Annotated in this window: 25 protein-coding genes and 1 riboswitch; of the genes, 17 read left to right on the top strand and 8 right to left on the bottom strand. The window is 69.3% G+C overall.

Features of this window, described 5'->3' with window-relative positions; translation table 11 throughout:
- Positions 1–92: 92 nt before the first annotated feature.
- Positions 93–578: an SRPBCC family protein gene (locus tag SACAZDRAFT_RS09055; protein WP_005440854.1), complete on the bottom strand. Its 486-nt coding sequence runs from the start codon at positions 576–578 to the stop codon at positions 93–95.
- Positions 579–582: 4 nt separating this feature from the next.
- Positions 583–942, bottom strand: a complete 360-nt coding sequence (locus tag SACAZDRAFT_RS09050; protein ID WP_005440848.1) for an ArsR/SmtB family transcription factor — start codon at positions 940–942, stop codon at positions 583–585.
- Positions 943–1,037: 95 nt separating this feature from the next.
- On the opposite strand from SACAZDRAFT_RS09050, the gene SACAZDRAFT_RS09045 reads away from it, so the two are divergent.
- The 4 genes from SACAZDRAFT_RS09045 (at position 1,038) to SACAZDRAFT_RS09030 (ending at position 4,331) form a co-directional block, all read left to right on the top strand.
- Positions 1,038–1,763, top strand: a complete 726-nt coding sequence (locus SACAZDRAFT_RS09045; protein WP_005440846.1) for a class I SAM-dependent methyltransferase — start codon at positions 1,038–1,040, stop codon at positions 1,761–1,763.
- A gap of 71 nt (positions 1,764–1,834) precedes the next feature.
- A complete protein-coding gene (locus SACAZDRAFT_RS09040) occupies positions 1,835–2,170 on the top strand; it encodes a hypothetical protein (protein ID WP_005447907.1) in 336 nt (111 codons plus the stop codon).
- The gene (locus SACAZDRAFT_RS09035; RefSeq protein WP_005440844.1) at positions 2,170–3,669 is read left to right on the top strand and encodes a sensor histidine kinase; all 1,500 of its coding nucleotides are present in this window, start codon (positions 2,170–2,172) and stop codon (positions 3,667–3,669) included. The genes SACAZDRAFT_RS09040 and SACAZDRAFT_RS09035 overlap by 1 nt, the downstream gene beginning before the upstream one ends.
- Complete coding sequence (locus SACAZDRAFT_RS09030) at positions 3,666–4,331, top strand: response regulator transcription factor (RefSeq protein ID WP_005440843.1); 666 nt, start codon at positions 3,666–3,668, stop codon at positions 4,329–4,331. Before SACAZDRAFT_RS09035 ends, SACAZDRAFT_RS09030 begins: the two co-directional genes overlap by 4 nt.
- Positions 4,332–4,383: 52 nt before the next feature.
- Here SACAZDRAFT_RS09030 and SACAZDRAFT_RS22745 read toward each other — a convergent pair whose 3' ends face one another.
- The 4 genes from SACAZDRAFT_RS22745 to SACAZDRAFT_RS09010 all read right to left on the bottom strand — a co-directional run bounded on the left by SACAZDRAFT_RS22745 (position 4,384) and on the right by SACAZDRAFT_RS09010 (position 6,981).
- Complete coding sequence (locus tag SACAZDRAFT_RS22745; protein ID WP_005440842.1) at positions 4,384–4,755, bottom strand: hypothetical protein; 372 nt, start codon at positions 4,753–4,755, stop codon at positions 4,384–4,386.
- Positions 4,756–4,850: 95 nt separating this feature from the next.
- Positions 4,851–6,044, bottom strand: a complete 1,194-nt coding sequence (locus SACAZDRAFT_RS09020) for a protein kinase family protein (RefSeq protein WP_005440841.1) — start codon at positions 6,042–6,044, stop codon at positions 4,851–4,853.
- 303 nt (positions 6,045–6,347) lie between these two features.
- Positions 6,348–6,602, bottom strand: coding sequence for a hypothetical protein (locus SACAZDRAFT_RS09015; protein WP_005440838.1), 255 nt, complete (start codon positions 6,600–6,602; stop codon positions 6,348–6,350).
- A gap of 88 nt (positions 6,603–6,690) precedes the next feature.
- Positions 6,691–6,981 carry a 4a-hydroxytetrahydrobiopterin dehydratase gene (locus tag SACAZDRAFT_RS09010; RefSeq protein ID WP_005440836.1) on the bottom strand — a complete coding sequence of 97 codons (291 nt, stop codon included), beginning with the start codon at positions 6,979–6,981 and terminating at the stop codon, positions 6,691–6,693.
- Between the two features lie 31 nt (positions 6,982–7,012).
- Positions 7,013–7,123, top strand: a riboswitch (TPP riboswitch).
- Positions 7,124–7,150: 27 nt separating this feature from the next.
- Here SACAZDRAFT_RS09010 and SACAZDRAFT_RS09005 point away from each other — a divergent pair.
- The 5 genes from SACAZDRAFT_RS09005 to SACAZDRAFT_RS08985 all read left to right on the top strand — a co-directional run bounded on the left by SACAZDRAFT_RS09005 (position 7,151) and on the right by SACAZDRAFT_RS08985 (position 11,749).
- A complete protein-coding gene (locus tag SACAZDRAFT_RS09005; protein WP_005440834.1) occupies positions 7,151–8,227 on the top strand; it encodes a thiamine ABC transporter substrate-binding protein in 1,077 nt (358 codons plus the stop codon).
- The gene (locus SACAZDRAFT_RS09000; protein WP_005440832.1) at positions 8,203–9,846 is read left to right on the top strand and encodes an ABC transporter permease; all 1,644 of its coding nucleotides are present in this window, start codon (positions 8,203–8,205) and stop codon (positions 9,844–9,846) included. The genes SACAZDRAFT_RS09005 and SACAZDRAFT_RS09000 overlap by 25 nt, the downstream gene beginning before the upstream one ends.
- Positions 9,846–10,901: an ABC transporter ATP-binding protein gene (locus tag SACAZDRAFT_RS08995; RefSeq protein WP_005440829.1), complete on the top strand. Its 1,056-nt coding sequence runs from the start codon at positions 9,846–9,848 to the stop codon at positions 10,899–10,901. The genes SACAZDRAFT_RS09000 and SACAZDRAFT_RS08995 overlap by 1 nt, the downstream gene beginning before the upstream one ends.
- Positions 10,902–10,950: 49 nt before the next feature.
- On the top strand, positions 10,951–11,385 hold the full coding sequence (locus SACAZDRAFT_RS08990; RefSeq protein WP_005447916.1) for a (deoxy)nucleoside triphosphate pyrophosphohydrolase: 435 nt from the start codon (positions 10,951–10,953) through the stop codon (positions 11,383–11,385).
- A gap of 64 nt (positions 11,386–11,449) precedes the next feature.
- Positions 11,450–11,749: a YciI family protein gene (locus SACAZDRAFT_RS08985; RefSeq protein WP_005440824.1), complete on the top strand. Its 300-nt coding sequence runs from the start codon at positions 11,450–11,452 to the stop codon at positions 11,747–11,749.
- Between the two features lie 22 nt (positions 11,750–11,771).
- On the opposite strand, the gene SACAZDRAFT_RS08980 is transcribed toward SACAZDRAFT_RS08985, so the two are convergent.
- The gene (locus SACAZDRAFT_RS08980; protein WP_005440823.1) at positions 11,772–12,074 is read right to left on the bottom strand and encodes a hypothetical protein; all 303 of its coding nucleotides are present in this window, start codon (positions 12,072–12,074) and stop codon (positions 11,772–11,774) included.
- Positions 12,075–12,216: 142 nt separating this feature from the next.
- On the opposite strand from SACAZDRAFT_RS08980, the gene typA reads away from it, so the two are divergent.
- The 5 genes from typA (at position 12,217) to SACAZDRAFT_RS08955 (ending at position 20,469) form a co-directional block, all read left to right on the top strand.
- Positions 12,217–14,130: a translational GTPase TypA gene (gene typA / locus SACAZDRAFT_RS08975; RefSeq protein WP_005440821.1), complete on the top strand. Its 1,914-nt coding sequence runs from the start codon at positions 12,217–12,219 to the stop codon at positions 14,128–14,130.
- Between the two features lie 244 nt (positions 14,131–14,374).
- Positions 14,375–16,282, top strand: a complete 1,908-nt coding sequence (locus tag SACAZDRAFT_RS08970; protein WP_005440820.1) for an ABC transporter family substrate-binding protein — start codon at positions 14,375–14,377, stop codon at positions 16,280–16,282.
- A 300-nt stretch (positions 16,283–16,582) separates the two neighbouring features.
- The gene (locus SACAZDRAFT_RS08965) at positions 16,583–18,346 is read left to right on the top strand and encodes an ABC transporter family substrate-binding protein (protein ID WP_005440818.1); all 1,764 of its coding nucleotides are present in this window, start codon (positions 16,583–16,585) and stop codon (positions 18,344–18,346) included.
- 172 nt (positions 18,347–18,518) lie between these two features.
- A complete protein-coding gene (locus SACAZDRAFT_RS08960; RefSeq protein WP_005440817.1) occupies positions 18,519–19,535 on the top strand; it encodes an ABC transporter permease in 1,017 nt (338 codons plus the stop codon).
- Between the two features lies 1 nt (position 19,536).
- On the top strand, positions 19,537–20,469 hold the full coding sequence (locus SACAZDRAFT_RS08955) for an ABC transporter permease (protein ID WP_005440816.1): 933 nt from the start codon (positions 19,537–19,539) through the stop codon (positions 20,467–20,469).
- A 366-nt stretch (positions 20,470–20,835) separates the two neighbouring features.
- Here SACAZDRAFT_RS08955 and SACAZDRAFT_RS08950 read toward each other — a convergent pair whose 3' ends face one another.
- A complete protein-coding gene (locus SACAZDRAFT_RS08950; protein WP_005440812.1) occupies positions 20,836–22,608 on the bottom strand; it encodes an ABC transporter ATP-binding protein in 1,773 nt (590 codons plus the stop codon).
- 140 nt (positions 22,609–22,748) lie between these two features.
- On the opposite strand from SACAZDRAFT_RS08950, the gene mshB reads away from it, so the two are divergent.
- Genes mshB through SACAZDRAFT_RS08935 form a run of 3 tightly spaced genes read left to right on the top strand, consistent with a single transcriptional unit; the run spans position 22,749 to position 24,759 of the window.
- A complete protein-coding gene (mshB, locus tag SACAZDRAFT_RS08945) occupies positions 22,749–23,564 on the top strand; it encodes an N-acetyl-1-D-myo-inositol-2-amino-2-deoxy-alpha-D-glucopyranoside deacetylase (protein WP_198283932.1) in 816 nt (271 codons plus the stop codon).
- Between the two features lie 2 nt (positions 23,565–23,566).
- Complete coding sequence (locus tag SACAZDRAFT_RS08940; protein WP_005440805.1) at positions 23,567–23,986, top strand: hypothetical protein; 420 nt, start codon at positions 23,567–23,569, stop codon at positions 23,984–23,986.
- 2 nt (positions 23,987–23,988) lie between these two features.
- Positions 23,989–24,759, top strand: coding sequence for a hypothetical protein (locus SACAZDRAFT_RS08935; RefSeq protein WP_005440803.1), 771 nt, complete (start codon positions 23,989–23,991; stop codon positions 24,757–24,759).
- Positions 24,760–24,763: the final 4 nt, after the last annotated feature.

Below are 24,763 nucleotides of genomic sequence, written 5' to 3'. Positions count from 1 at the left end.
ACACGATAGAGGTGCGACCCACGCGGCCGATCAATCGACGGGGCACGGCCCGCGCCGTACGGCCGGTCGTGTCCCGTCGATCCTGCGGTGTCTTACGAGGTGAGCAGCTCGTCGATCTGGTTGATCGCGCCGGTCGCGCCCTCGACGATGCCCATCTCGAGCACCTTCTGCAGTCCTTCGGCGGTTTCGAAGGTGGACACGTAGGTGACGCGCGTGCGGCCCTCGTGCTCGGTGAACGTGTAGACGTTGCGGGAGACAGGCAGGTCCGGGTTCGGGTTGAAGTCCAGGTCGGCGAATCCGTCCTCGAACGAGAAGCTGCGCGGTTCGTCGACGGCCGTGACCTTCCAGTACCCGGCGAACTTCTCGCCCTCCGGGCTGGTCATGAAGTAGTGCACCCGTCCGCCGGGGGTGAGGTCGTGCTCGACGACGGTGGCCGGGTAGGTCGGCGGACCCCAGATCTTCTCGAGCTGACGCGGGTCGGCGTAGATCCGCCAGATCCGCTGCACGGGCGCGTCGAACTCGGCGGTGATGGTGAGGGTCCGGGTGTCCAGGTCGTGCTGGGTGTCGATAACGGGCATCGTGCTAGTCCTCCTCGTTGAGGCCTGTCGTGGTCTCGGATGCGATCAGTTCGTCGATGCGTGCGATGCGGCCACGCCAGATCTGCTCCAACTCGGTGAGCATGGACGCCACCGATCGCACCGCCGCCACGTCGCCGCTGGCCAGCTGCTCGCGGCCGCTGCGCCGCTTGACGAGCAGCCCCGCCTTCTCCAGGACGGCGACGTGCTTCTGCACCGCGGCGAAGCTCATGTCGTACTTCGCCGCGAGTGCCGAGACCGAATGTTCTCCGGCCAGCACCCTGCGCATGATGTCGCGGCGGGTCCGGTCGGCGAGTGCGTGGAAGAGGGCGTCGGCCCTGTCCTCGTCGTCGTCGATCCCGGTCACCCCTCGATCGTACAACCACTCGGTTGTAGGTCGTCAAGTGCGGGCTGCCGGAAAACCGATCGCCGCGGGCTGCCGTGCCGCGTTAGCGTCGCCGCATGCCCGACGCCCTCTACGCGGACCCGCGGCTCGCCCCGCTCTACGACCCGCTCGACCCCGATCGGAGCGATCTGGAGCCGTACCTCGCCATGGTCGAGGAGTTCGGCGCCCGCCGGGTCCTGGACGTCGGATGCGGCACGGGGACGTTCGCGTGTCTGCTCGCCGAGCGCGGTCACGAGGTCGTCGGCGTCGATCCGGCGGCGGCCTCGTTGAAGGTCGCGGCGGCCAAACCGTTCGCCGACCGGGTGCGGTGGCTGCTCGGCGACGCCACCACCGTGCCGCGGGTCGACGCCGACCTCGCGACGATGACGGCGAACGTGGCGCAGGTGTTCCTGACCGAGGATGCGTGGCGCGAGACGCTTCTCGCCATCCACGCGGCGCTGCGGCCCGGTGGACGGTTGGTCTTCGAGACGCGCGACCCCGCTCGCCGGGCCTGGGAGAACTGGACACCGGAGCGCACGCTTGACCAGGCCCACGTGCCCGGAGTGGGCGGGGTGCGCTCCTGGTGCGAGGTGCTCGACGTGGCCGAGCCGCTGGTGTCGTTTCGCTGGACCTATGTGCTTGACGCCGACGGCACGACGCTCACGTCCGACTCCACCCTCCGGTTCCGGGAGCGGGCCGAGGTGGAGGAGTCGCTGCGCGCGACCGGCTACCGCGTCGACGACGTGCGTGACGCGCCCGACCGGCCGGGACGGGAGTTCGTGTTCGTCGCCACCCGGGCCTGACGTCGCCGGATGAGAGGGCTCTCATCGTCGTCTCACGACTGTTCCATGTGGCCGAACCTAGAATCGGCCGCGTGAAACGTCCGCTGGTCATCGGGTCGGCCCTGCTCGCGGTCGGTGCGGTGCTCGCGGTGGTGTTGCTGTTGACGCGGTCCGAGCCCCCGCCGCCGCTGCCCCAGCCGATCACCGTCAGTACTCCCGAAGTGCCGCCCGGCGGTGAGGCGTCGACGTCCCCGTCTCCGGCTCCTGGCGACGACGAGGACGACGCCGACGACGATGACGATGATGACGATGACGATGACGACGGCATGGTGGCTCCGCCGCCTGCGCTGGACGACGTCGACGATCGTGACGACTTCGGCGACGACGACGATGATGACGACGACGATGACGACGCGGACGACGACTGATGACGCTCTCCCGTTCGCGGCGGCGTCAGGCCGAGCCCGCCTCCGCGCCCCGACGTCGCGCGCTGTCCACCGCGCGGGCCCGGATCATCGCCTGGATGCTGCTGCTGGTGTTCGTGGCACTGGCCGTCCTGACACTCGTGACGTGGCGGTTGTCGGTGGACGACGTCGACGCGCGCATGGACGAAGCGCTCCGCAGTGAGATCGAGGAGTTCACCAACCTCACCCAGAGCGGAATCGACCCGTCCACGGGGCAGGCCTTCTCCGGGGTGGACCAGGTGCTCGAAGTCGCGATCACCTACAACCTCGCGCGACCCAACGAGAAGTTCCTCGGCTACATCGACGGCACGTTCGCCTACCAGAGCCGCCAGCAGGCGCCGGTGTTGCTGGCCAACGATCGGGCCTTCACCGACCTGGTGGCGACCGTCGATCGGCCGAAGGAGGGGTTCTACGAGAGCGCGGCCGGTGAGGTGCGCTACATCGCGGTGCCGGTGAGCCTCGCGCAGGACCCTCGCCGGGGCGTGATCGTCGCCGCCTACTTCGCCGACCAGGAGCGCGAGGACGTCAACGACATCGCCCGCCTGATGGCCGGAGCCGGTGCGGCCACGATCCTCCTCGTCGCCGCGGGCGCCTGGGTGGTCGCGGGGCGGATCCTGAGGCCGTTGCGGGACATCACGGCGACGGCCCGATCGATCACCGACACCGACCTCTCCCGGCGCATCCCCCAAGCCTCCCGTCGTCCCGGTGACGAGATCGGCGAGCTCGTCGACACGGTCAACGCGATGCTCGACCGCGTGGAGAACGCCGTCGCCGTGCAGCGCCGGTTCGTCGACGACGCCGGGCACGAGCTGCGCACCCCGATCACCATCGTGCGGGGACATCTGGAGGTGCTCGACACCAGCGACCCCGACGACGTGGCGGGCACGCTCGCGCTCGTGGAGGACGAGCTGATGCGGATGAACCGCATGGTGTCGGACCTGCTGCTGCTCGCGAAATCGGAGCAGCCGGAGTTCCTGCGCGCGGAGCCCGTGGACGTCGCCGCGCTCACGTCGTCCGTCTTCGACAAGATCACCGGCCTCGGTGAGCGTGAGTGGGTGCTCGACCACGTCGCCGACACCGAGGCGGTGCTGGACCCGCAGCGCATCACCCAGGCGGTCGTCGCGCTCGCGGACAACGCCGCCCGCCACACCGAGGTGGGTGGGCGCATCGCGTTCTCGTCCCACAGCAGCGGCGGGATGGTGCGGTTCAGCGTGAAGGATTCCGGACCCGGAGTCTCGGCGGAGGACCGCGAACGGATCTTCGAGCGGTTCGCGCGCGGCGGCTCGGGCCGCCGGTCCGAGGGCGCGGGGCTGGGCCTGTCGATCGTGCGGGCCATCGCCGCCGCCCACGGGGGCCGGGTGACGCTGGACAGCGAACCCGGGCAGGGAGCCATGTTCACGGTCGAGGTGCCCGTGGTGGCGGCGCCGCCGCACCCCGGCAGGCACACGGAGGGAGGACGATGAGCCGCATCCTGGTCGCGGAGGACGAGCCCCGAATCGCCGCGTTCGTCAACAAGGGCCTGACGGCCAACGGATTCGCGGTCACCGTCGTCGAGGACGGCCCGGCCGCGTACGAGTACGCGCTCACCGGGTCGTTCGACCTGATGGTGCTCGACATCGGGTTGCCGGGGATGGACGGGTTCACCGTGCTGCGCAAGCTCCGGTCGGAGCGCTGTGCCATCCCGGTGATCATCCTGACGGCGCGGGACTCGGTGCAGGACACCGTCGCGGGTCTGGAAGGCGGCGCCGACGACTACATGCCCAAGCCGTTCCGGTTCGAGGAGCTGCTCGCACGGGTCCGGCTGCGGCTGGTGTCCGACCGCGCCAGCGAGCCGACCGTGTTGTCGTACGGCGGGTTGCAACTGGACCTCCGGACCCGACGGGCGCACGTGGGGACCGAGACGGTGGACCTGTCGGCCCGCGAGTTCGCGCTCGCCGAGACGTTCCTGCGCCATCCCGGCCAGGTGCTCTCGCGCGAGCAGCTGCTCAGCCAGGTCTGGGGCTACGACTTCGACCCCGGCTCCAACGTGGTCGACGTGTACGTGCGGTATCTGCGACGCAAGCTCGGCAGCGACCGGATCACCACGGTGCGGGGCATGGGCTACCGGTTGGAGGACCGCGACTGAGCCCGCCTGCCGGGTTCGCGGGAGGTGAGTCCGGCAGGCGGGGCGAGGCAGGTCAGCCGTTGTCCGGGGTGTCGTCGTCGGCAGTGTCGTCGGCAGTGTCGTCGGCACTGCCGTCGTCCGGGGTGTTGTCCGGCGAGTTGTCGTCGGGCGTGTTGTCGGGCGAGTTGTCGTCGGGCGAGTTGTCGTCGGGCGTGTTGTCGGGGCTGTCCTGATCGGCCGCCCCGGTCTTGCCCTCGGCGTCGCCCGCGTTCGGTGCCGGAGCCGCGTCCGCGGCCTGCGACGGTGCCGCGGTGACCTCGATCGGCTGGACGCGCGCGGCGTCGTCACCGTTGCCGTCGGCCATCGCGATGCCGGTGCCGGTGATTCCCAGGCCCGCCAGCGCGGCGCCGACGGTCAGGATCTTCCAGTTCGGACGTGCAGCCATGGTGTTGTCCCTTCCTCGTGGAGGTGTTCGTCTCTGACGTGATCCAGATTCGCGAACGGCGGTGAGAAGATCCGGAGAGCCGGATGAGGGGCTTCTCATGAACCGGTGAGCCACTCTTCGGCCAGGGCGATGCGCCGACGGGTGCGCTCGCGCCAGTCGCTGCGCTGGGTGCGGAACGGCCCCGTGGCGAGACCCAGCACCGCCGAGGCGACCCGGGGCCGCAGATGGGCGACGTCGACGCGTTCCCGCACGTGGTGCAGGACGTGGTCGGCCCAGGAGCGAGCGTGCGGCGTGTCGGTGATCGCGAGATGCGCCAGGAGGTTCGCCCAGTCGTCGATCCGTCGTCCCGGCCCGGCCGTGTCGACGTCGAGCAACCCCGTCACGGTCCCGTGGTCGAGGAGGAGCTGGTGCTCGTAGAAGTCGCCGTGCACGGCGACGACGGGATACTCCCCGACGTCGGCGTCGGCGATCCGGTCGGCGATCTCGGTCGCCCGCACGCCGTCGTTGCCCGCGGTGAGCGCGAGCACGGCCCCGTAGTGCCGAGCCCGCCGACGGTGATCGGACGTCTTCCCCATCGCGACGAGGTCGCCGGGGAGGCGATCGAGCAGCGCCTCCAGCGCCGCCGCGTCGGGCATCGGCTGCCCCTGCCGCAGGGCGGTCCGGCCCGACGTTCCGCGCAGGGCGGGCATGAGCGCGAGCCCGTCGTCGGTGGTGGCCAGCAGCCGGGGAACCGGGAGGTGATCCGCGAGCAGCTCGTGGCGCTCGCGCAGGCCCGCCAGTTCCCCCGGCGGGACCACTTTGGCGAACAGCCGCTCGGACCCGGTCGTGATGGCCAGCACCGCGCGCCGCCCGGGCCGGTAGGTCTGCACGGCGACGCTCGCCGACCGCGCCGACGGCACACCGGCCCGCGCCAGCACCGCACGCACACCCTCACCGTCGACGGCGCGGGCGAGCGCGGGCAGGGCCGGGTCGTGCGGCCAGCGCCACAGACCGACCTCGACGGACTCGCCGTGGACGTCACCCGCCACGACCGCGGCACCCTCGGGCACGAGCCCTCCGGTCGCGGCGACGAGCGTCTCGCGGACGATCGGGGGGTCGCGCCGGCGGACGGCGACGGCGTAGCGCACGAGCGTGTCTCCCGAGGGCCGCACGGTCACCGACGTCGGTCGCACCGAGTCGGCGACGCCCTCGGCGGTGGCCTCGACGACGGTGCCCACGAGGTCCCTCGCGGACTCACCGAGCAACAGGTTCAGGTCACGAGCGCGGGGCGAGGGGGAGATCGGGGTCATTCCGTACAGGGTGGAACGCGCCCGTGGGACCTCGATGAACCCGTCATGAGAGTTCTCTCATCGCGCGAGTGTCATCCCAGCGCACCCAGCACGAGAAGGAGCAGGAACGTGATCGCGGTGGCGACTGCGACGACCACGGTGCGCTGGTTCGGGGTGAGCGCAGGAGCGTTGCGGTGCATGGCTGTCCTCCGGTGTGCCTCGACACCCTGCTCACCGCTCTGATCAAGCATTTCGTTACGCGCGACCACGAACGGAGCATGGTGCCCTCGGAAGACCGCGGTGGGCCTTCCGAGGGCGACGTGATCACATCGGGTCGTCCGCCCGACGGCGAGCCGTGTAGAACAGCACCGCCGCCGCGGCGGCGATCATCAGTGCGAAGGCCGTACCGCCGACGACGAGTGCCTGGATCACCTCGTCGGACGGCGCGGTGGCGGCGCTCTCGGGAGGTCGCTTTGTCTCCGTCGGCTCCGCGCCTGCGGGGTGCGCCGCACCCACCGTCAGAACCATCAGCAGAGCCAGCGCCGACGCGATCGGCACACGCCGGACAAAGCGAATCATCGCGCACTCCCCTCGGTGTTCCAGGTGATCGGTCCTCACCACGCCTAACGTTCGGCGTCCCCGCGAGAGTTGCCCGAATCGGTACGAATCACACGCTCGATATCACCTCGTCGACCTCCCTGGCGAACGCGACGTCCTTGTCGGTGATCCCGCCGTGGGAGTGGGTGCTGAGGCGGAAAGTCACTGTGCGCCAACGGATATCGATGTCCGGATGGTGATTCGCGGCCTCGGCGCGCTCGGCGACGCGGTTCACCGCATCGATGGCGGCGGGGAAGCTCGCCAGCTCGGTGGTGCGCTCGATCGCGTCGCCCGCACGTCGCCACTCCGGCAGCGTGCGCAGGGCCTCGTCGATGCTCTCGTCACTCAACAACTCCGTCATGGGCCAATCGTGGTACGCGGCCGGGTACGCTGCACGCTGCCACGGGAGTTCGGCGCGCCGGGCTGAGAGGTGGGCACGCGGCCCACGACCGTCCGCACCTGATTCGGATCATGCCGACGCAGGAAGGTCGCTTCACACAACCTCCTGCGCGGCCACGCGAGGAGGCTTGATGGGCCAGAGGTCGGGCCAGTGGTCAACGTCGTTGCGCGCGGCGCTCGCGCTGCTCTCGGCCGGAGCACTGACGGCCGGGTGCACGGTCATCGGCGGCGAGGAGGAACAGGAGACCGGGCCGGTCACGGTGACCCTCGTCACGCACCAGTCGTGGGCCGTCCCGCAGGAGGTCGTCGACGCGTTCGAGCAGCGGGCCGGAGTCCGGATCGAGGTGCGCAAGGAAGGCGACGCGGGCGAGCTCACCAACAAGCTGGTGCTCACCAAGGACAATCCCATCGCCGACGTCGCGTTCGGCATCGACTCGACGTTCGCGTCGCGGGCGCTCTCGGAAGGCGTCTTCCAGCCGTACACGTCGCCGGAGGCCGATCGCGGCCCGCAGCGCTACGCCGTCGACCCGCAGCAGCGGCTGTCGGCGGTGGACGTCGGTGACGTGTGCGTCAACATCGACACCGAGTGGTTCGCCGAGAACGACGTGCCCGAGCCGACCAGCCTCGAAGACCTGACCGAGCCGGAGTACGAGGACCTGTTCGTGGTCCCGAGCCCGGCGACGTCGTCGCCCGGGCTGGCGTTCCTGTTCGCCACCGTGTCGGAGTTCGGTGAGGACGGCGGCTGGCGCGAGTACTGGGGTGAGCTCAAGGACAACGGCGTGAAGGTCGTCAGCGGGTGGACCGAGGCCTACACGCAGGACTTCTCGGGATCCTCCGGCGAGGGCGACCGGCCGATCGTGCTGTCGTACGCGTCGTCGCCCGCCGCCGAGATCGGTCCCGACGGCACGCCGCGCACCAAGGCGTTGCTCGACACCTGCTACCGGCAGGTCGAGTACGCGGGCGTGCTGGAGGGCACGCAGCATCCCGACGAGGCGGGCAAGGTGATCGACTTCCTGCTGTCGCACGAGTTCCAGTCGACCGTCGCCGAGAACATGTTCGTCTACCCGACCCGGGAGGGCGTCGCCCTGCCGGAGGGCTGGGCCCAGGCCGCGCCGCTGCCTCGCGAGCCGATCTCGCTGTCGGGTGAGCAGGTGCAGGCCAACCGCGAACAGTGGATCAAGCAATGGCGCGGGTTGCTGGAGGGCTGACATCCCGGCCCGGGCTGCGGAGGGCGACGGCGGTCGGTGCGCTGGGCGTGCTGCCCGTCGTGTTCCTGGGGCTCTTCTTCGCCTGGCCGGTCGTCGCCATCATCCGGCTCGGCTTCAGCGACGGCGGGGTCGCCGAGACGCTCGCCGACGCGTCGACGTGGCGACTCGCGGCGTTCACCGTGGTGCAGGCGCTGGGAGCCACGGTCGTCGCGCTGGTCGCCGGGTTCCCGTTGGCGTTCCTGCTGGCGCGGGTCCGCCTGCCCGGCATCGCCGTCGTCCGCACCCTCGTGCTGGTGCCGTTCGTGCTGCCGACCGTGGTCGTGGGCCTGGCGTTCCGCGCGCTGTGGCCCGACAGCGGTGTGCTCGGCATCGTCGTCGCGAACGCGTTCTTCAACGTCGCCGTCGTCGCCCGCACCGTCGGCGGGTTGTGGTCGCATCTCGACCGGCGGGTCGAGGACGCGGCCCGTTCCCTGGGCGCGTCGCGGTTCCGGGCGTTCCGGACCGTGACGTTGCCGGCCCTGCTGCCCGCGGTGTCGGCGTCCGCCGCCGTCGTCTTCCTGTTCTGCGCCACGAGCTTCGGCGTGGTGCTCATGTTGGGCGGCAACCGGTACCGCACGCTGGAGACCGAGATCTACCTGCGCACGGTGAACCTCCTCGACCTCTCCGGGGCGGCGGCGCTGTCGCTGGTGCAACTCGTCGCCGTCGTCGCCGCGCTGGTGGTCGGCGCGGTGGCCCGCCGCCGCAACGAGGCCGCGGCCCAACTCCGTGCGGCCCGGCACACCGCCCGCAGACCGGAGGGCGGCGAGTGGGGAGTGGTGGCGGCCGCGGCGGTGGTGCTGGCTCTGCTGCTGACGCCGATCGTCGCGCTGCTGGTCCGCTCGCTGTCGGGTCGGGACGGGTGGACGCTCGACGGCTACCGCGCCCTGTCCGGGGCCGGGGAGAACGGGGCGCTGAACGTCACCGGGTGGGACGCGGCGCTGAACTCGCTGCGCACCGCGTCCGACGCCACGATGCTCGCGCTCGTCGTGGGCGTGCTGGCGGCCGTCACGGTGGTGGTGTTGCGCCGCTCGCCGAGCCGGGCCGCCAGGACGACCGGGGAGCTCACCGATGCGGCGCTGATGCTGCCCCTCGGCGTGTCGGCGGTGACCGTGGGCTTCGGGTACCTGGTGACTCTGGGCGATCTGCCGTGGGATCTGCGGACGTCGCCGCTGCTGGTGCCGTTCGCCCAAGCGCTGGTGATCATCCCCATGGTGGTGCGGCTCGTGCTGCCGGTGCTGCGTTCGGTGGACGAGCGGCTGCGCCAGGCCGCCGCGACGCTCGGCGCGAGCCCCGCGAGGGTGTGGCGGGAGGTCGACTTCCCGCTCGTCGCCCGTTCCCTCATCGCGGCGGCGGCCTTCGGGTACGTCGTCGCGCTCGGGGAGTTCGGCGCCACGAGTTTCCTCGCGCGGCCCGACGCGCCCACCCTGCCGGTCGCCGTCGCGGACCTCATCAACCGGCCCGGCGAGCTGAACCACCTGATGGCGTACGCGGGATGCGCGTTGCTGATGGCGGTGACGGTGCTCGTCGCGGCGCTGATCGAGAGCGTGCGTGCCCCGCACGCGCGGCTGGGAGAGTTCTGATGTTGACGGTCACGGGTGTCTCCGTCTCCTACGGCGAGGTGGTCGCGGTGCGCGACGCCGACCTGGAGATCGCGGACGGCGAGGTGCTCGCCCTGCTCGGCCCGTCGGGGTCGGGCAAGTCCACCCTGTTGCGGGCGATCGCGGGACTCGAACCCGCCGTGAGCGGGCGTGTGTGCTGGGACGGCGAGGACCTCGCCGGGGTGCCCGTCCACCGGCGCAACTTCGGTCTGGTCTTCCAGGACGGGCAGCTCTTCCCGCACCGCGACGTCGCGGGCAACATCGCGTTCGGCCTGCGGATGCGCGGCATGGACCGGGCGGCCCAGAGCGAGCGCGTGCGCACGCTGCTCGACCTGGTCGGCCTCTCCGGCTACGAGCGGCGCAAGATCACGGCCCTGTCCGGGGGTGAGGCCCAGCGCGTGGCCCTGGCGAGGGCGCTGGCACCCCGGCCCCGGTTGCTGCTTCTCGACGAACCGCTGTCGGGCCTCGACGCGGAGCTGCGCGAGCAGCTCGCGATCGAGGTGACCGAGCTGTTGCGGCGGACGAAGACGACGACTCTGCTCGTCACGCACGACCAGGAGGAGGCGTTCACGCTCGCCGACCGGATCGCGGTGCTCGACCGGGGAGCGATCCGGCAGGTGGGCGACGTCCTCGACGTGTGGCGCAGGCCCGTCGACGAACGGATCGCCCGGTTCCTCGGCGTGACGACGTTCCTGCCCGGGCGTGCGGAGCACGGGCGCGTGCGGTGTGCGCTCGGTGAGGTGTCGCTGCCGTGGTGCGGTACCGGCGACGTGGTGGTGGGCCTGCGGCCGAACGCGGTGCGGGCGGTCGAACTCGACCGGACCACCGACTCCACCGAGGCAGGCGGCCCGTTGTGCGGCGAGGTGCTCACCCGGGTGCACCGGCGAGACCACGTCCGGTTGCTGGTGCGGCCGGAGGTCGATCTCCCCGGGGCGGCCGAGGTGAACGCGGTCGCCGCGATGACGAGCAGGGCGGTGCCCGGCGACCGGGTGGCGTTGTCCCTCGACGCGGACGGCATCGCCACCGTCGAGCCGTGACCCGGTCGGGCGGCCGCGGCGTCACCGTCGCGGGTAGGTTGTCCGAGTTGTGACGACTGACGAGCGATCCGCCGGACCCGCGACGGGACCGAGCGCGACGGTGGTGGTGGGCGCGGCCCTGGTGCGTGACGGTCGGCTGCTCGTGCAGCAGCGGGCGTTTCCGGAGGACGTGGCGGGCCTCTGGGAGATCCCGGGCGGTCGGGTCGAACCCGGGGAGACCGACGTCGAGGGCCTGCGACGCGAGTGCCGGGAGGAGCTCGGCGTCGACGTCGTCGTGGGCGACCGGGTGGGCGCCGAGGTGACCCTGCCGAACGGCATGCTGTTCCGCGTCTACGCCGTGACGCTGGACGGCGCCGTCGAGCCCCGAGCGGTGGAGCACCGGGCGTTGCGGTGGGTGACGGCGTCCGAGCTCGTGGAGCTCGACTGGTTGCCCGCGGACCAGGCGTTCCTGCCCGACCTGCTGGCGCGGATCAGTCCCGAATAGGCGATGGATCGATGGCGGACCACTCCATCGTGTGATGTAAGACTCATCGACCTACCGTGGAGGTATGTTCGTCGTTCTGCTCACCTACACGGCGCCACCGCCCGAGATCGACTACGCGATCCCCGACCACGCGGAATGGCTCGCCAAGCAATACGACCGCGGCAACTTCCTCGCGTCCGGACGCCGGGCGGACCACCGCGGTGAGGTGCTGCTCGCGAGACCCATGTCGCTCGGCAAGCTGGAGGCGGTGCTCGCGGGCGATCCGCTGCTCCTCCGGCATCTGGCGCACCACGAGGTCATCGAGTTCTCGGCCACCCGCACGGGGCCCGAACTGCGGTCCCTGAACGAGGCACTCACCCGCTAGCGTCCGCACGCGTCGGTGCAGGTCAGGCCGTCGAGTGCGTCGGCTCCGGCGTCCGCAGAGCCTGCTCGCGCGTCTTCGCCAGGGCGTTCTTGTCGGCCTTGTCGGCCTTCTTGCGGGCCTTCTTCCTGTCCTTCTCGTGGGCCTTCAGCAGGTCCTTCTCCGCCTTCTTTCGCGCCTTCTTCTCCGCCTTCTTGAGCGCCCGCACCGGACACCTGTCGCAGCGGGGTTTCGACCGGCAGCACTTCTTCTTGACCTTGCCCGCTTTCATGAGGTTGCGGACGACGGCCTTCGGGTCGTCGGGGCTGGGTTGCTTCTTCTTGCCCACGGTGCCGAGGTTAGGCGGCGGGGGCCGGAAAGGCAGGTGGGACGGAGCGCCATCGGACTGTGACTATGCTGGTCACCGACCACGCCGGGGCCGTCGAGTCCGTTTGGTCGACCATCATTTCTGATTACCAGGGAGCTCCCGCGTGCCCACAGCCGCCGCTCAGAAAGTCCGCACCGACCTCCGCAACGTCGCCATCGTGGCGCACGTCGACCACGGCAAGACCACTCTGGTCGACGCCATGCTGCGGCAGTCCGGCGCCTTCGCCGAACGTTCCGAACCGGTCGAGCGAGTCATGGACTCCGGCGAGTTGGAACGCGAGAAGGGCATCACGATCCTCGCGAAGAACACCGCCATCCGCCGGGCCACGGCGGACGGCTCGGTGACGATCAACGTGATCGACACCCCGGGCCACGCCGACTTCGGCGGTGAGGTCGAGCGCGGCCTCTCCATGGTCGACGGGGTCGTGCTGCTCGTCGACGCCAGCGAGGGGCCTCTGCCGCAGACCCGTTTCGTGCTGCGCAAGGCACTCGCGGCGCACATGCCTGTCATCCTCGTGGTCAACAAGGTCGACCGGCCCGACGCCCGCATCGCGGAGGTCGTCGAGGAGACCCAGGACCTGCTGCTCGAACTGGCCGGCGAGATCGAGGGCATGGACGACGACGCGCTCGACGCCGTGCTGTCGATGCCGGTCGTCTACGCTTCCGCCCGCTCGGGCCTGGCGAGTCTCGACCGCCCGGCCGACGGTCAGCTGCCCGACAGCGACAACCTCGACCCGCTGTTCGAGGTGCTGCTCGACCGCATCCCGGCTCCGCAGGCCGACCCGGACGCGACTCTGCGTGCGCTGGTCACCAACCTCGACGCGTCGAGTTTCCTCGGCCGCATCGCCCTCATCCGCATCCACTCCGGCCGGCTGCGCAAGGGACAGACGGTGGCGTGGTTGCGCGAGGACGGCTCGGCGCGGAACGTGCGTATCTCCGAACTGCTGGTCACCGAGGCGCTCACCCGGGTACCCGCGGAGGAGGCCGAAGCGGGCGACCTCGTGGCCATCGCGGGTATTCCCGACATCACGATCGGCGACACGCTCGCCGATCCGGACCACCCGGAGCCGTTGCCGCGCATCACGGTGGACGAGCCCGCCATCTCGATGACGTTCGGGGTCAACACCTCACCCCTCGCGGGACGCGGCGGCGGCGACAAGCTCACCGCGCGACTGCTGAAGGCCCGGCTCGACGCCGAGCTCATCGGCAACGTCAGCGTGCGTGTCCTGCCCACCGAACGGCCCGACACGTGGGAGGTCCAGGGCCGGGGTGAACTGGCGCTGGCCATCCTCGTCGAGACCATGCGCCGGGAGGGTTTCGAGCTGACCGTCGGCAAGCCCCAGGTGGTCACGCGCACGATCGACGGCACACTGCACGAGCCGTTCGAGCGCCTGTACATCGACGCGCCCGAGGAGCACCTCGGCGCCATCACGCAGCTGCTCGCCGCGCGGAAGGCCCGCATGGAGCAGATGGACGGCCACGGCACCGGCCGCATCAAGCTGGAGTACGTCCTGCCGTCGCGCGGGCTCATCGGGTTCCGCACCGACTTCCTCACCGAGACGCGGGGCACCGGCATCGCCAACCACATCTTCGAGGGCTACTTCCCGTGGGCGGGCGAGATCCGCACGCGGCAGAGCGGCTCGCTGGTCGCCGACCGCTCCGGCCCGGTCACCACGTACGCGCTGTTGCAGCTCGCCGATCGTGGCACCTTCTTCGTCGAACCCGGCACCGAGGTCTACGAGGGCATGGTCGTCGGCGAGAACCCCCGTGCGGAGGACCTCGACATCAACGCGACGAAGGAGAAGAAGCTCACCAACATGCGTTCGTCGACGGGTGACGAGCTGGAGCGCCTCGCCCGTCCCCGCACCCTCAACCTGGAGGAGGCACTGGAGTTCTGCTCCGTCGACGAGTGCGTCGAGGTGACGCCCAAGACCATCCGCGTGCGCAAGGTGGTGCTGGACAGCACCCAGCGCGCCAAGGAGCGTTCCCGGGCCCGTAGCCGCGACCGAAACGCCTGACGGTCCACGGTGTGCCACGCTCGGTGAACGCGTCATCGGGCCCTTGACACGGAGCCGACGTGGCCTCCTGAGAAACTGTGGAACCGCATGGTGCGTTCGCGCGTCAGCCACACAGGGGAACAGGACGGGCGATTCGGTCGGTACACCGAATCGTCCGAACGGGCGCGTCGGGTGCCGGATGAGCGGCGGGCACGGTCGACGTGACCGGGCGAACGGTGTCGAACAAGCAGGGAGGGGCTGCGGCGTGCGAGCGAACGGAGGCAGGGCCAGGCCGTGGAGGGCCGTGCTGGCGCTGGTGCTCGCGGGCGGGTTGGCCGCGTGCTCGAACACCCCGCCGCCCCCAGTGGTCAGTTCGTCGTCGCAGGCCCCGCCGCCCACCGAGACGGCGTCGCAGATCGTGGCCACCGTGGACGACATCGTCGGCGGGTACAACCCGCACGCGCTCGCCGACGCGTCGACGGTGACCACGGCGCTGTCGCAGTTGCTGCTGCCGTCCGTCTTCCGGCCCGACGCCGAGGGCGAGCCGGTACTCGACGACAGTCTGATGACCTCGGCCGAGGTGACGAGTGAGGAGCCGTTCACGGTCGAGTACCGCATCCGGCCCGAGGCATCGTGGTCGGACGGTGCACCGATCGCGGTCGAGGACTTCCTGTACCTCGCGGAGGCCATGACGTCGCAGCCCGGTGTGGCGAACTCCGCGGGATACGAGTTGATCGAGTCGATCGAGCCCGGCGAGGGCGGCAAGCTCGTCCGGGTCACCTTCAGCGACCCGTACCCCGGTTGGAAGACGCTGTTCGCCAACCTCCTGCCCGCGCACGTCCTGAAGGACGCGCCCGGGGGATGGCAGCAGGTCCTGAGCGAGAGTTTCCCGGCCTACGGCGGACCGTTCGCCATCAAGAAGATCGACACCGCGCGCGGCGAGATCGTGATCGAGCGCAACGAGCGTTACTGGGAGAAGCCCGCCGCGGTGGACCGCATCGTGCTCCAGCGCTCCGACGGCCCGGGCATGGTCTCGGCACTGCGCAGCGGAAGCGCCCAGTTCGCGTTGGGTGGCGTCAACGGTGACACCCGAGCACTGCTGGCCGACCTGGGCGACCACGTGAGCCTGCACAGCGTGGCCCAGCCGTACGTCGTCGACGTGGTGCTGCGGCCCGTGGGACCGGCTCTGGCCGACGAGAAGGTGCGCGAGGCCGTCTCCGCGTTGCTCGACCGCAACGCGCTCATCGACGAGGGCACGCAGGGCGGCGACTCGGCGTCGCTGCGCGCCAGTGCACAGGTGTTGCCGCCGTCGTCCCCCGACTACAAGCACACGATCCCCGGCGCGGGACCTCCGCTGAAGCGCGACACCAAGCGGGCCCACAAGCTGTTGGCCGAGGCCGGATACGAGCGGAAGGCCGGTAGCTGGGTCGACGAGGACGGCCGGACGCTGTCGCTCGTGGTCGCCTCCCCGGGGCAGAAGCAGCCGTACCAGCGCATCACGCAGGCCCTCACCGAACAGCTCATCGCGCACGGGATCGAGGTCACGCCCGTCCACCCGCCTTCGAAGGAACTCTTCGGCTCGGCACTGGCGGCGCCCGTCGATCTCGACGGCGGGCCGGCGGGAGAGCCGGTCCCCACCAACGGACAGGTGGGCATCGACATCGCCGTGATCCCGAGGGCACTGAGTGCCGACCCGGCCACCACCGCCGCCTCGTGGTTCGGCTGCGGGACCGAGTCCGAGGAGGACGAGGACACCGAGAACACCGAGAACACCGAGAACACCGAGGAAGGCTCTGCGGGCAACGGGAACGCCACGTCCACAGCGGCCTCGACGACGACGCCGAAGGACACAACGGACGGTTCGGAAGAAACGTCCACAACCGACACTGCCGACGCCGAGTCCGAGTCCGAGCCGGTGGTGCCCGCCAACCCCGCGGGCTTCTGCGACCCCGATCTCCAGCCCGCGTTGGACGCCGCGCTGACCGGTGAGACGCCGCTCAAGCAGAGCCTCGCCAAGGTCGAGCCGACGGTGTGGGACGCGAGTGTGTCCGTGCCGCTGTTCCAGCGCGCCGACACGTTGGCGGTGGGATCCGGGGTGTCCGGCGTGACTCCGGGGCCCGAACTCGTGGGTCCGTTCTCCACTGCGGTCAACTGGACCCGCGCCCCCCGCTGACGAACGGTCGAGAGCCGTTCACCGCGCCGGACGCACGCGGCGCGGCGATCGACGTAACCAACCGCTGGTCAGTGCAGTGACTGCTTACGGATCGTTACTGCGGTATGTTGCGTTCGCTGGAAAGATGTCACCCTTTGGTCACGATCCTCGGAGAAGTGCTGACCGATGGTGGTCATCCTTCTTAGCGTTCCCCCGCAGTGCGCCAATCGAGTGTGATGGGCGTGTCATAAGCTCCGGCGCTAACCGGAGAGTTGGGTCCCAACCAGAAGTCCGGGACCCAGTGCTAGGAGGGCACACTTAATGAGGAGATCGAAGGCTATCTCCGCGTGGTCGATGCTCGCCGCGTCAGCGCTCGTGCTGAGCGCGTGCGGGGGCGGCGACGACGCGGATGCGAACAGCGGCTCGACCGTCGACGCCGCGAGCATGGCGGAGGGCAAGGCTCAGGAGGGCGACAACTTCAAGCTCGCCGACGTCCCGGAGATGGACCCCGTTACGGTGGCCATCGACGAGGGCTACTCCGCGTACAACAACAACACCGCGGACGCCAACAGCTCGTACAACACCTACATCCTGACGAGCGTCATCACGGGCCCCACCGTCCTCGACGGTAACAACAAGGTCCTGGTGAACGCCGACGTGATGGAGTCGGTCGAGCTGGTCTCCGAGGACCCGTTCGTCGTCGAGTGGAAGACGAAGCCCGGCGTGAAGTGGTCCGATGGCGACGAGTGGGACTGCCGCGAGTTCTACCTCGCGTGGCTCGCCAGCTCCGGCACGACCAAGGGCTTCAACTCCGCGTCCACCACGGGCTACGAGCTCATGACGCCCGAGTGCACCGACGACCAGACCTTCCGTGCCGAGTTCAGCGAGCCGTACCTGGACTACATGGGCATGTTCGGTGACGTGCGCCTCATGCCGGCGCACATCGTCGAGAAGGAACTCGGCATCGACGACATCCGCGAGGTCGAGCCGAAGTCGGACGACGCCAAGAAGGTGGCCGAGTTCTGGTCGGGCGAGTGGAAGGGCTTCAAGCCCGAGATCATGCCCGGCTCCGGCCCCTACAAGATCAAGTCGTACGACTCGAACTCCGACACGGTCGTCCTGGACAAGAACCCGAACTGGATCGGCGCCAAGGGTGGCCCCAAGGAGATCACGGTTCGCGCGATCCCGGACACCAAGGCCATGGCCACCGCGCTGCAGAACGGTGAGATCGACGTCGCCGCGTCGACCCAGCCGGACGCCACCGCGGCCGACACCCTCAAGGGCCTGGCCTCGCAGGGCGTCAAGTACGCCTCCGCCGCGCAGCTCACCTACGAGCACCTCGACCTCAACATGAAGCGCGACGTCTTCAAGGACGAGGCCGCCCGCAAGGCGTTCTTCGAGGTCGTCAACCGCGAGGACATCGTCAACAAGCTGCTCAAGCCGGTCCAGGCCGACGCCGAGCCGCTGGGCAGCATCGTCTTCTTCACCGGTGAGGAAGGCTACGAGGACCGCTACGGCGACCTGATGAACAAGGGCGCCGAGGCCGCCATGAAGACCCTCGAGGAGGGCGGCTGGAAGAAGGGCGCCGACGGCATCTACGAGAAGGACGGCGTGCGCTTCTCCGTCTCGATCTCGCACAACGAGAACGCCCGTCGCAGCCAGACGGTCGAGATCATCCAGTCGCAGGCTCAGGCTGCCGGCATCGAGATCAAGGACGACACCGACCCGAACTTCCTGAAGGGCCGCGTCGACAAGGGTGACTACGACATCGCCCTGTTCGGCTGGTCGTCCGCGCCGTTCAAGGCCGAGTCCAAGGCCATCTACATCAGCGACGGCAACCAGAACTGGCAGGGCCTGGACGACCCGAAGATCGACGAGGCCTTCGCCAAGGCGACCTCGGCGACCAACGAGGACGACGCGCTGAAGAACTACATCGCGGCCGACGAGGCGATCGCGGCGAACTACGCCACGGTGCCGCTGTTCGAGACGCCGTCGATGTGGGCCTTCCGTGGTATCGACCGCGTGTACATGCAGTCGTACAACGGTGCTCTGTGGAACGTCGGGGAGTGGGAGGCCGCCGAGTAGTCGGCGCCTTTCACACGTCACCGGCTGACGTCTGAACTCGTCGGGGGCCGGTCAACAGATCGGTCCCCGACGGGCGACGTTAGTAGCTGTTCACGCGAACCCGACCCCCACTACCGTGGCGCGGGACGGTGACGAAATAATTCCGGGCGATCCCGGGACTAGGAGCAAGTCGTTGAACCTGGTTTTCTACATCCTTCGCCGTCTGGCGATCTCGATTCCGATCCTGCTGATCGGAAGCTTCTTGGTCTTCGTGATGGTGGCCGGAGCGGGCGACCCTCTCGCGGAGCTGCGTACCCAGCCGAACATCAATCAAGAGTCCATCAACGCCATCGCTGCTGAGCTCGGCCTGGACAAACCGCTGATTCCCAGGTACTTCGACTGGCTCGGCGGGTTCCTCACCGGTGACTGGGGTATCTCGATCGCGCAGGGGTCGGCGATGGAGCCGGTGTTCCCGAAGATCATGGATGCCTTCTCGGTGTCGATCCGTCTGATCCTCGGGGCCGAGATCCTGGCCGTCATCCTCGGCGTTGCCGTCGGTCTGCTCGCCGCGGTGAAGCAGTACAGCGTCATCGACTACGCCGCTACCACGCTGGCGTTCCTCTTCTTCTCGATGCCGATCTTCTGTGTCGCCATCGTGCTGAAGATCTACGCGATCGACCTCAACGCCGTCATCAACAACCTCGGTCTGAACGACATCTTCGGCAACCCGTTCCTGAGAACGACGAGTCCGGAGTCGCTGGAGTCGGACGGGTTCTGGGACTTCGTCATCAAGTACACCGGTGCCTTCCTCCTGCCGACGCTGTCCATCATGTTCATCAGCTTCGCGGCGTACAGTCGCTTCCAGCGCTCGTCGATGCTGGAGACGCTGAACATGGACTACGTGCGCACGGCGCGTGCCAAGGGATTGACCGAGCGGCGGGTGATCCTCAAGCACGCCTTCCGCAACGCACTGATTCCCACCACCACGTTGTTCTCGGTGAACTTCGTGACCGTCGTGACGGGTGCCGTCATCACCGAACGGGTGTTCAACTGGAACGGCATGGGCGCTGTGCTCGTCGAGGCCGTGAACAAGAACGACCCGAACGTGATGATGGGCTGGATCGTGGTGATCTCCATTGCGGTGATCATCGCGAACCTGATCGCGGACTTGTTGTACGGCATTCTGGACCCGAGGATTCGCGTTGGCTGACATGAACTCGCTTGTGACCGGTGCCGAATCCGGTGACAAGCCTCCGATTTCCGAAGGCGCACTGAGCGCGGAAGCGCTGCCGGAGCCGCGTAGCCAGGGTGCGCTCGTCCTGCGCAAGTTCCTGCGGCACAAGCTCGCGATGATCAGTGTCGGCATGCTCCTGCTGATCACGCTGGTCGCGCTGATCATGCCGTTGTTGTGGCCGCACAGCTACTCGGACTCGTCGTTCGCGTCATTCGCCGACCCGAGCGCCGAGCACCCGCTGGGCACCACACAGGTCGGCAAGGACATGGTGTCGCAGATTCTGCGGGGAACGCAGTACTCCCTGCTCATCGCGATCACGGTGTCGCTCGTGGCGACGTTCATCGGTGTCGTCCTCGGCGCTTTCGCGGGGTACCTGGGCGGGTTCGCGGACTCGGCCATCTCGCGACTGACCGACCTGTTCCTGATCATCCCGGCGATCGCGGCCGCCGCGATCCTGGTGAAGGTGTTCAGCGGCAGTTGGTGGGTCGTCGCCGTGGTCCTCGCCGGATTCGCCTGGATGCCGATCGTCCGTATCACGCGCGCCGAGGCGATGTCGCTGTCGCAACGGGAGTTCATCGAGGCCTCCAGGGCGTCGGGTGCCGGCACGGGACGGATCGTGTTCAAGCACCTCGTGCCCAACATGGTCGGCACGATCACCGTGAACGCCACGCTGGCCGTCGCGCAGGCCGTGTTGGCCGAGGCGGCGCTGTCGTTCATCGGTCTCGGTGTGAAGCCGCCGGACACCTCGCTCGGCCGTGTCATCTCGGAGAACTACGCGCAGATGACGGGTCGTCCGTGGCTGTTCTTCGGTCCGTTCGTCGTCCTGGTGTTGATCTCGCTGTCGATCAACTTCATCGGTGACGGCCTCCGGGACGCCTTCGACCCGCGCCAGCGCAAGGTCAAGGCGTAAGGCCCCGGTCCCGGGACAAGCGAAGGGGAGCGCCACCGCTGATGCGGTGCCGCTCCCCTTCGCCGTTGTGGACCCCCGACATCGTGTCCGCGCCCTGCGTACGCGTGTCCGCACGTCAGGAACGCGTGTCCGCGCGCTAGGGACGCGTGTCCGCACTTCCCGTACGCCTGGGGACCCCGACATCGTGTCCGCGGCCTGCGTACGCGTGTTGGCGTCGCACGGCGCGGACACGCGTGCGTGAGGCGCGGACACGCGTACCCAAGACGCGGACACGCGTTCCTGAGGCGCGGACACGCCGACAGACAGACGGGGGTGGCACCGGCCGGTGCCACCCCCGTCTCGTTCGGAGCCTGGGTCGTTCGGACGTCAGTCCTTGACCGGCGCGACCCGGCCTTCCTCCCAGGCCCGCCTGCGCTCGGCCTGGAGTTCCGGGTTGGCGACGGGAGCGGCGGACAGCAGCCGCTTGGTGTACTCCTGCTGCGGGGCGTGCAGCACCTGCTCACGCGTGCCCACCTCGACCAGCTTGCCGTGCTGCATCACGGCGACGCGGTCGGCCAGCAGGTCCACGACGGCGAGGTCGTGGCTGATGAACAGGCAGGCGAACTTGAGGTGCTGCTGGAGGTCGAGGAACAGGTCGAGAACCTTGGCCTGCACCGACACGTCGAGCGCCGACGTCGGCTCGTCCGCGATGAGCAGCTTGGGGTTCAGCGCCAGTGCGCGCGCGATGGCGATGCGCTGCCGCTGCCCACCGGACAGCTCGTGCGGGTACCGGTTGCGGTAGTGGCCGGACAGCTGCACCTTGTCGAGCAGGTCGGCGACGCGCTTGTCCAGTTCCCTGCCGGTGAGGATCTTGTGCAGCACCAACGGTTCCGCGATCGACTCGCCGATCGTCATTTTCGGGTCCAGTGTGGACGCCGGGTCCTGGAACACGATGGAGAAGTACGTCCGCAGCGGCCGCAGTTCCTTGTTCGACATCGTCGTGATGTCGTTGCCGGCGATGGAGACCTTGCCCGCCGTCGGCTTGAGCAGCCGGATGGCGCAGCGGCCCACCGTGGACTTGCCCGAGCCGGATTCGCCCACCAGGCCGAGGATCTCGCCGCGGTCGATGTGCAGCGACACGTTGTCGACGGCGCGGTTCTTGCCCTGGCGGCCCTTGCCCGGGTATTCGAGGACCAGGTCCTTGATGTCGAGCGCGGGAGCCGAGTCGTCGAGACGCGAGGCGAGCTTCTCGTGCACCTTCCGGATCGCCTCGTCCGTCGGGGTCTCCACGACCTCGACCTGCGGCTCTTCGAGCAGTCGCCGGCCTTCCGGGCGCTGTCCGAGCACGGGAACGGCGGCGAGCAGTCGCTTGGTGTAGTCCTGCTGCGGGTTGGCGAACAGCTCGTGCACGGGCGCCTGCTCGACGATCTCGCCCTGGTACATCACCACGACGCGGTCGGCGAGGTCGGCGACCACGCCCATGTCGTGGGTGATGAGGACGATCGCCGTGTTGAGGGTGTCCCGCAGTTTCCGCAGGAGCGCGAGGATCTCGGCCTGCACGGTGACGTCGAGCGCGGTCGTCGGCTCGTCGGCGATGATCACCTTCGGGTCGCACGCGATGGCGATGGCGATGACGACGCGCTGGCGCAGACCGCCCGAGAGCTGGTGGGGGTACTGCTTGAAGCGCCGTTCGGGCTCGGGAATGCCGACCATCTCCAGCAGCTCGACGGCCCGCTTGTCGGCCGCCTGCTTGGAGATGTCCTGGTGTGCGCGCAGGGCTTCGCGGATCTGCCAGCCCACGGTGTACATCGGGTTCAGGGCCGTCATCGGCTCCTGGAAGATCATGGCGACGTCGCTGCCGCGGTGCTTGCGCAGCTGCTTCGTCGTCATGTTGCTGAGGTCGATGGTCCCGAGCCTGCGCGTTCCGTTGATCTTCGCGGACTTCGGCAGGAGACCGGGCACGGACATCGACGTGACGGACTTGCCCGATCCCGACTCACCGACGATCGCGAGAATCTCGCCCGGCGCGACGTCGAACCCGATGCCCTTGACCGCTTCGACGACGCCGTCCTCGGTCGAGAACGAGATCTTCAAATCCGAAATGGACAGCACGGATTCCGACGATTTCGCCGACTGCGGCGATACTGCTTCTACGCTCACCAGAAGCCCTTCGTGAGGGGAATTAGGGTGTCACGGCGATGTGTGGTTGTGACTCGGCGCGAGGATAGTGCAGATGCGCCGGTGTGGGGACGCTACGAACGAACTAATCTTAAGTTGTGATCCCGGTACACGGCCGCAGGGTGCTGTTCGTTCACGCACACCCGGACGACGAGAGCATCACGACGGGCGGCACGATCGCCCGCTACTCCGCCGAAGGGGCGCACGTCACGGTGGTGACCTGCACTCTCGGCGAGGAAGGCGAGATCATTCCCGCCGAGCTCGACCAGTTGGGCGCCTGGGCGGGTGACCAGCTCGGCGGCTACCGCATCGGTGAGCTGCGCGAGGCGGGTGCCGCGTTGGGCTGGACCGAGCACCGCTTCCTCGGTGGCGCCGGGCGGTGGCGTGACTCGGGAATGGTGGGCACGGAGGCGAACGAGCATCCGCGCGCGTTCGTCCGCGGGGAGCTGGAGGAGCAGACGGAGCAGCTCCTGGCCGTGCTCGACGAGCTGCGCCCGGAGGTGGTGGTGACCTACGACGCGCACGGCGGGTACGGGCACCCCGACCACATCCGGGCTCACGAGATCACGACCGCGGCGGTGCGGCGCCGCAGCGGCGCCGACGGGGTGCGCCGCCTGTTCCACACCGTCGCGTCCGCGGAGGCCACCGCGCGCGGGCTGGCGGCCCTGCGACACGACGACGCGGTCCCGTTCCGCGTCCCCGCGGACGAGGAGCTGCCCACCACACCCGATGCCGACATCACCACGAGGATCGACATCTCGGCGCACCGCGCGGCCAAGTTCGACGCGCTGCGTGCTCACCGGACCCAGGTGACCGTCGGACCCGACTGCTTCGCGTTGTCGAACGACATCGCGCAGCCGGTGCCCGACACCGAGTACTTCGTGCTCGTCCACGGGTCCGCCGAGGGCGCGGACACCGACCTGTTCGGAGGTCTGTGAGCGTGCTGATCGCGTCGGAGACGTCCTCCGCGTCCCGGTGGGTGGTGCTGGGCCTGCTGTGCGTGGACGCGGTGCTGCTGGCCACGCTGGAGCTCTTCTATCTCCCGTTGCGGCTCGACGGTGTGGTGCTGCCGAAGGTCGGGGACGCGCCCGTGCCGATCAGTGCGCTCGTGGCCGCCCTCACGACGCCGCTGCTGGTGACCACGGCGGAGCGGCTCGTCTCCCGCAGGCTCGCGATGGTGCCGTTGCTGCTGTGGTTCGTGACGTTGCTGGTGCTGGGTGTGGAAGGGCCCGGCGGCGACAGCGTCCTCATGGTGGACTGGAGAGCGTTGCTTCTGCTGGCGGGTGGCGCGCTTCCCGCCACGATCGCGCTCGGCGGCTCGCTCGGCCGGGCGTCGGCGAGAGCGGGAACGGGGCTGTAACCGTGGCGGAGACGATCAGCGACGAGCAGGTCGTCAAAGTCCTGCGGCCGTTCGTGCGGGCGGCCGGGCCGATGGTGGACGCGCTGCGCGAGGCGGATCCGTTCGCGTCGGCCGCTCAGGCGGTGCCGTCGGCGGAGGGGGAGACCGAGGCGACGGTGCGGGCGCGGCTCGCCGAAGCCCTGAAGTCGGTGAAGGTGCCCGGGTCGGCCGCGTGGACGGCGATGGACGTCGACGACCGGATCGACTGGTGGGTGAACCGGGTCGGCCGGGTCACCGCGCTGCTCACCGCCGCGCCCGGCCTGCTGGGTGCGCTGTCCGACCGCCTGCCCGTCCAGGACACGATGGGTGTGGCCTCGCAGGGACTGCTGTTGTGCGCCATCGCGGGAGAACACGGTGTCACCGACGTCTCGGAGCGCGTGCGGCTGATCGGCTGGGTGCTCTTCGAACGCGACATCCAGCGCCACGTCGCCGAGGGGCGGTACCGGGGCTACGACGTCGCCGCGGAGAACGAGCGGACCGCCGAGTTGTCGGAGGACCTGCCCGAACGCGGCGGCAGGCGTGCTCGTCTCGGGGTCAAGGCGGGCGCTCGGACACTGTGGCGGCTCGGGCGGTCGCTGGTCGCGATCCTCGGCGAGCTCGAGAAACGGCCCAGCGGTCGCTTCTACCACCAGGCGTTGGGCGCGTTGCCGGTGGTGGGTCTGGTGGGCAACTACTTCGGCGAGCGGGCAGGGCTCAGGCAGGTGGCGCGACGCGCCGCCACGTGGTTCGCGTAGGCGC

Source organism: Saccharomonospora azurea NA-128 (assembly GCF_000231055.2).
GTDB classification, from domain to species: Bacteria; Actinomycetota; Actinomycetes; order Mycobacteriales; family Pseudonocardiaceae; genus Saccharomonospora; species Saccharomonospora azurea.
Note: the sequence above shows the minus strand (reverse complement) of the source record. Positions and strands in the feature narration are given on the sequence as shown.

Coding starts and splice junctions, on each gene's coding strand:
- SACAZDRAFT_RS09030 (WP_005440843.1), top strand. CDS start 3,666: ATGAGCCGCATCCTGGTCGCGGAGGACGAGCCCCGAATCGCCGCGTTC.
- SACAZDRAFT_RS09035 (WP_005440844.1), top strand. CDS start 2,170: ATGACGCTCTCCCGTTCGCGGCGGCGTCAGGCCGAGCCCGCCTCCGCG.
- SACAZDRAFT_RS08955 (WP_005440816.1), top strand. CDS start 19,537: ATGAACTCGCTTGTGACCGGTGCCGAATCCGGTGACAAGCCTCCGATT.
- SACAZDRAFT_RS09015 (WP_005440838.1), bottom strand. CDS start 6,602: ATGATTCGCTTTGTCCGGCGTGTGCCGATCGCGTCGGCGCTGGCTCTG.
- SACAZDRAFT_RS09010 (WP_005440836.1), bottom strand. CDS start 6,981: ATGACGGAGTTGTTGAGTGACGAGAGCATCGACGAGGCCCTGCGCACG.
- SACAZDRAFT_RS09020 (WP_005440841.1), bottom strand. CDS start 6,044: ATGACCCCGATCTCCCCCTCGCCCCGCGCTCGTGACCTGAACCTGTTG.
- SACAZDRAFT_RS08985 (WP_005440824.1), top strand. CDS start 11,450: ATGTTCGTCGTTCTGCTCACCTACACGGCGCCACCGCCCGAGATCGAC.
- SACAZDRAFT_RS22745 (WP_005440842.1), bottom strand. CDS start 4,755: ATGGCTGCACGTCCGAACTGGAAGATCCTGACCGTCGGCGCCGCGCTG.
- SACAZDRAFT_RS09045 (WP_005440846.1), top strand. CDS start 1,038: ATGCCCGACGCCCTCTACGCGGACCCGCGGCTCGCCCCGCTCTACGAC.
- SACAZDRAFT_RS09055 (WP_005440854.1), bottom strand. CDS start 578: ATGCCCGTTATCGACACCCAGCACGACCTGGACACCCGGACCCTCACC.
- SACAZDRAFT_RS08995 (WP_005440829.1), top strand. CDS start 9,846: ATGTTGACGGTCACGGGTGTCTCCGTCTCCTACGGCGAGGTGGTCGCG.
- SACAZDRAFT_RS09005 (WP_005440834.1), top strand. CDS start 7,151: ATGGGCCAGAGGTCGGGCCAGTGGTCAACGTCGTTGCGCGCGGCGCTC.
- SACAZDRAFT_RS08965 (WP_005440818.1), top strand. CDS start 16,583: ATGAGGAGATCGAAGGCTATCTCCGCGTGGTCGATGCTCGCCGCGTCA.
- SACAZDRAFT_RS09000 (WP_005440832.1), top strand. CDS start 8,203: ATGGCGCGGGTTGCTGGAGGGCTGACATCCCGGCCCGGGCTGCGGAGG.